The organism is Achromobacter sp. (assembly GCF_036567245.1).
In the GTDB taxonomy this organism is placed as follows: Bacteria; Pseudomonadota; Gammaproteobacteria; order Burkholderiales; family Burkholderiaceae_B; genus Achromobacter.
In genome coordinates, this window is the sequence record NZ_DATCUY010000707.1 from 1 (window position 1) to 5,142 (window position 5,142).

Sequence of the window (5,142 nt, forward strand, 5' to 3'; positions counted from 1 at the left end):
CGCCGCCTACATGGAAACGGCCATCGAGGACGACGAGATCGCCGAGCGCATGGACGCGGGCCGCAAGGCGCTGATGCTGCGCGGCGTGAACGAAACCGGCCCCTACCAGTCGCCCATGGAAGACGGCATGCAGCACTTCCATGAATGGTATCGCCGCATCATGCAGGAGCGGGTCTGAAGCCACGCTTCGGCACCGCCCCCAAACGCAAAGGCCTCGCATCCGCGAGGCCTTTGTTTTTCCCGGCGCCGGACTCAGCGGCCCAGCACGCTGGCCACCGTGCGTTCGCCAATGGCCAGTCCCACCGTCATGCCTACGCCCGAATGCATTACCGCCACCGTCGTGGCCAGGTCCACCGGCATGACGGAGAACGGCGCCGGGCCATGCGCGCCATAGACGCCCTGCCAGCGCTCCAGCACGCGCAAGCGCGCGCCCAGGGCCTGGGACGCCAGGTCCAGCATGGCGTCGTCGACCGCCTCGTCGTTGAACGGCGGCGCGTCCTGGCCGTAGCGGTGCGAATCGCCGATGATCAGCTCGCCATAGGGCGTGGGGCTGATCAGCAGATGGATGCCGTTTTCCAGCAGCATGGGCGTGCGCGCCTGGATCACGTCGCGCAGCGCCAGCGCCGACGGCAGGTCGGAGAACGCGCCGTAGTGCACGCAGGACAGGCCGGTCAGCAGCGGGCGGTCCAGCGCGATAGGATGGGTTTCGAACGCGGCGCGCAGCATCTGCAGGCGCGTGACCTCCAGATTCATCGGTGCGAAGCGCTCGGGCAGCAGCGTCAGGTAGTCGTGTCCTGGGCAGACGAACACGTGCCCGCCCTTGAACTCGCCCGCCGAGGTGCACACCAGTCCGCCTTCGACCGCGCGCGCCAGCGTGCCGGTGACGAACGTCACGCCCAGCGATTCCGCCAGATAGCGTGTGATGGCGGGCAGCGCCTCGCGCGAATAGATCTGCAGATCGTCATGCCCTTGCAGGCCCGCGCAGTGGTGCGCCAGCTGGCCGCCATATAGCCGAGCCACCTCGCGACCCGACAGCAAGTCGGCGCGATAGCCTTCCTGGCGCATGCGCGTGTCGGCGAACTCCTGCAGCACGTCCGCTTCTTCGGCATTGCGCGCCAGCACCAGGGCGCCATTGGCGCGCACATGGAAGCCCGCGCGGCCGGCCAGTTCCAGCCATAGCTCGCGCGCCTGCTGGGCGTGCGACAGCATCATGCCCGGCGCCTGGCCCGTCACGATGACCTGGCCGAAGTTGCGGATGGTGGCGCCATGCGCCTGGCGGCTGCGCTCGATCACGGCCACCGACAGGCCGCGCTTGGCGGCGGCCCAGGCGTGGGCGATGCCAAGCATGCCGGCGCCCACCACGACTACGTCGAAATTTTTCATCTGTGGAACATTGCACAGGGAAATGCGGCGGGAGCCACCCTGACGAGCGCCCCCGGGGTGCGGCGGCGGCCAGCGCCGCCGCAATCAAACGGACTTACTTCTTCTTCGGCTCGGACTTGCCGTCGTAGCGCTTGGTCCATTCGGCGATGATGCGGTCGCGGTTGGTGGCGGCCCAGGTGAAGTCGTTCTTGATCATGCGCTGCATCAGGTCGGCCGGCAGGTTCGGGTTGGACGTGGCGATCGACGGGATGGCCAGCACGGCGAAGTTGGCCTTGTACAGCTCGTTGGCCTCGCGGCTCGCGGAGAAGTCGGCCAGCTTGCGGGCGGCTTCCAGGTTCTTGGTGCCCTTCATGATGGCGGTGGCTTCCACTTCCCAGCCCAGGCCTTCCGAGGGGAACACGGCTTCGACCGGCGCGCCGTCGGCCTTCAGCTTGGCGGCGCGGTAGTCGAACGACACGCCGATCGGGAACTCGCCGGCGGCGGCCATGTTGCACGGCTTGGAACCCGAGTGCGTGTACGAACCGATGTTCTTGTGCAAGGCATCCATGTAGGCCCAGCCCTTCTCTTCACCGAAGATCTGCAGCCAGGCGCTGACGTCCAGGAAGCCGGTGCCCGACGAAGCCGGGTTCGGCATCACGATCTTGCCGGCGTACACCGGCTTGGTCAGGTCCTGCCACGACGTGGGCTTGGGCAGCTTCTGCTTTTCGGCTTCGATGGTGTTGAAGCAGATGGCGGCGGCGAAGCCGTCCATGCCGACCCAGCTGGGCTCGGCCTTGGCATCGCGCATGTTGGCGGCGATCTGGTCCAGGCCCTTGGGGGCGTAGGGCTGCAGCATGCCTTCCTTGTCCATCAGGCCCAGCGAGGTGCCGGCCAGGCCCCAGACGGCGTCGGCCTTGGGGTTGTTCTTTTCGGCCAGCAGCTTGGCGGTGATGATGCCGGTGGAGTCGCGCACCCACTGGATCTTGATGTCGGGATTGGCCTTCTCGAACGCGGCCTGGTAGGCCTTGATCTGGTCGGCTTCGAGCGCGGTGTAGACCGTCAGGGTGGTCTCGGCGGAGGCGGCGCCCATCACGCCCGTCAGGGCGGCGGCCAGTGCAAGCAGCTTGTAGCGATTCATGAAGTACTCCGTTGGTAGGCGGAAAAAGGCTGAGAAAGGCCCCGGGGCTGGCCTGGGCCGGCCCCGTCAGGCGGTGCAGACAGGTGATGGAACGGTTAGGGGCGCTGGCCCGCGGACAAACGTGATTCGATGTCGGCGATCACCGCGGGCAGGTCGGCGACGGTGTCGATCAGGTAATGCGGCGCGGCGGGCGACAGCTCCAGGCTGGCGGCGGTGCGCGCCTTCTGGCGGCCGGCGTCGTCCAGGCTCAGGTATTCCTCCAGCGTCAGGCCGGCGGCGTTGCCCGACAGCAGCAGGCCGACGGTCCACATGCCGGCGCGGCGCCCTTCCTCGATGCCGGGCGCGGTATCGTCGACCTTGACGCAGGCGGCCACGTCGGACAGGCCGAGTTCGACCACGTTCTTCAGGGCCATCGCGGGCGCCGGCCGGGCACGCGGCACGTCGTCGCTGGCAACGATGCAGTCGGGCTCCAGGCCTTCGGAGGCGGCGCGCTCGACCACGCGGCGCATGACGCTGGCGGGATAGCCCGAGCAGGAGCCGATCTTCAGGCCGTGCTGGCGCAGGGCGCGCAGCAGTTCGGCCGCGCCGGGGATCGCCGCGGAATACTGGGCAACCTTGTCCAGCTGCATCGGCAGGAAGCGATCGTAGATGGCGGTCACGTCGTCATCGGTGGGCAGGCGGCCGAACTGGGCCTGGTACTGGCCAGCGATGGCAGCATCGTTGCAGAGCGTGCGGATGTGGTCCCACTTGCCCATGCCCATCGGACCGCGGGCCTGCGCCAGCGACATTTCCACGCCGAACTGCGAGAACGCGTCCACGAACACCTTGGTGGGCGCGAAGGATCCGAAGTCGACCAGCGTGCCGGCCCAGTCGAAGATCACCGCTTCCAGGCGGACGGGCAAAGGCGAAACAGTCATGAGGGTCTTCCTTGAAAAATTGTTCAATGAGCCGCGGGCCGGCGCCAGGCCTGGCTGCGCGCCACCAGCGCGCGGCTGGCCAGATGCAGGACCAGGGCAGCGACGGCCGAGCTGGCCATGATCACGGTGCACATGGCGGCGGCGGGGCCGATGAAGCCGGCGTCGTCCATGTTCAGCACCGCGACCGCGGCCAGTACCGTCGAAGGGCTGTACAGGAATACGACCGCGGACACCGTCGTCATGGCGGAGACAAACAGATAGCGGGCCACGTCCAGCGCCGCCGGCAGGCACATCGGCAAGGTCACGCGCAGGAAGGTCGTCAGGCGCGGCACCTTCAGCGAGGCGGAGGCCGCTTCGAATTCGGGATCCAGCGCGTTGAGCGCGGTGGCGGCCGTCAGGTGCGCACTGGTATAGAAGTGGATGACGGTGCACAGGACCAGCAGCGGCATGGTGCCGTACAGCACGTTCAGCGGGTTCGACAGGCTGTTGAAGAAGAAGATGTAGCCCAGGCCCAGCACCAGGCCAGGCACGGCCATGGGCATCAGCGCCAGCATGCCGACCATGCCGCGCAGGCCTCGCGCCATTTGGCCGCGGGCAGGCACCTTCTCCATCATCCATGCGCCCGTGAAGACCACGGCCGTACCGATCAGGGCGGTGCAGAACGCCAGTTGCAGGCTGTTGCGCCAGGCCAGCCAGCCGCCGCCGTCCATATTGTCGAAGTCATACGAACGCAGCGACATCGACAGGTTGTAGGGCCACATCTTCACGAAGGACGCCCACACCGCCACGCCGATGATCAGCAGCAGGAACGCCGCCAGCACGCCGGCCAGCGCCAGGAAGGCGGCATCGCGGCGGCGGTTGGGGCCCGCGGCGTAGGGCTGGGCCCGGCCGCTCATCTGGGCGCCCTGGCGGGCGCGCAGGCGCCGGTCCAGGGCGAAGGTCAGGATCGCCGGGAGCAGCAGCAAAATGCCGATGGCCGCGCCCTTGGGGAAATTCTGCTGGCCGACCACGGCCTTGTAGGCTTCCATCGCCAGCACGTTGTAATCGCCGCCCACGACCTTGGGCACGCCGAAGTCGGTCACCGTCAGCGTGAACACCACGCAGCAGGCCGAGAACACGGCATAGCGGGTGCCCGGCAGGGTTACCGTCAGGAAGGTCCGCCAGGGACCGGCGCCCATGGCGCGCGCAGCGTCGTAGAGACGGCCGTCGGCCAGGGCCAGGCCGGTCAGGAGAATCATGAGCGCGTGCGGGAAGGTATAGAACGCCTCGCCCACGACGATGCCCCAGAAGCCGTAGATGGTGGCGCCGCCGGTCAGGGCCTTGAACAGGCCCTGGTTGCCCAGCAGGTACACCAGCGCAATGCCCGGCAGCAACGACGGCGCCAGCAGCGGCAATAAGGCGACGGTGCGCAGCAGACCCTTGCCCGGCAGTCGCGTGCGCGTCAGGCCGTAGGCGAATCCGTAGGCGCAGGGCACGACCAGCAGCGTGGTCACGACGCCTACCGCGAGGCTGCGCGCGACCATGGACATGAAGCCGTCGCCCCCGATGATGCCCGTCAGCACCGACAAGCCGGCCCAGGCGCCGTCGCTGTCGGTCACCGACCTGATCAGGATCGCAGCCAGCGGCAGCGCCAGGAACAGCAGCAGGCCCAGCGCCAGAGCGCCCTGCCCGGCAGCGAAGCCGAGTGCGCCGATCCAGGCCGGCAGCGGGCGGCGGCCCAGCATC

The 5,142-nt window shown here is 68.1% G+C and carries 5 protein-coding genes; 1 reads left to right on the forward strand and 4 read right to left on the reverse strand.

Annotated features, from left to right (window positions below):
- The coding region (locus tag VIR09_RS30505) for an SRPBCC family protein (RefSeq protein ID WP_332016278.1) at positions 1-178 on the forward strand (178 nt) is incomplete at its 5' end.
- Positions 179-252: 74 nt separating this feature from the next.
- Here VIR09_RS30505 and VIR09_RS30510 read toward each other — a convergent pair.
- From VIR09_RS30510 to VIR09_RS30525, 4 genes are all read right to left on the reverse strand, one after another.
- Entirely contained in the window at positions 253-1,383 is a 1,131-nt protein-coding gene (locus VIR09_RS30510) for a TIGR03364 family FAD-dependent oxidoreductase (protein WP_332016274.1), read from the reverse strand.
- Positions 1,384-1,477: 94 nt separating this feature from the next.
- Complete coding sequence (locus VIR09_RS30515) at positions 1,478-2,500, reverse strand: putative 2-aminoethylphosphonate ABC transporter substrate-binding protein (protein ID WP_332016275.1); 1,023 nt, start codon at positions 2,498-2,500, stop codon at positions 1,478-1,480.
- 95 nt (positions 2,501-2,595) lie between these two features.
- Positions 2,596-3,417, reverse strand: coding sequence for a phosphonoacetaldehyde hydrolase (gene phnX / locus VIR09_RS30520; RefSeq protein WP_332016276.1), 822 nt, complete (start codon positions 3,415-3,417; stop codon positions 2,596-2,598).
- 23 nt (positions 3,418-3,440) lie between these two features.
- Positions 3,441-5,141: a putative 2-aminoethylphosphonate ABC transporter permease subunit gene (locus VIR09_RS30525; RefSeq protein WP_332016277.1), complete on the reverse strand. Its 1,701-nt coding sequence runs from the start codon at positions 5,139-5,141 to the stop codon at positions 3,441-3,443.
- Position 5,142 lies beyond the last annotated feature (1 nt).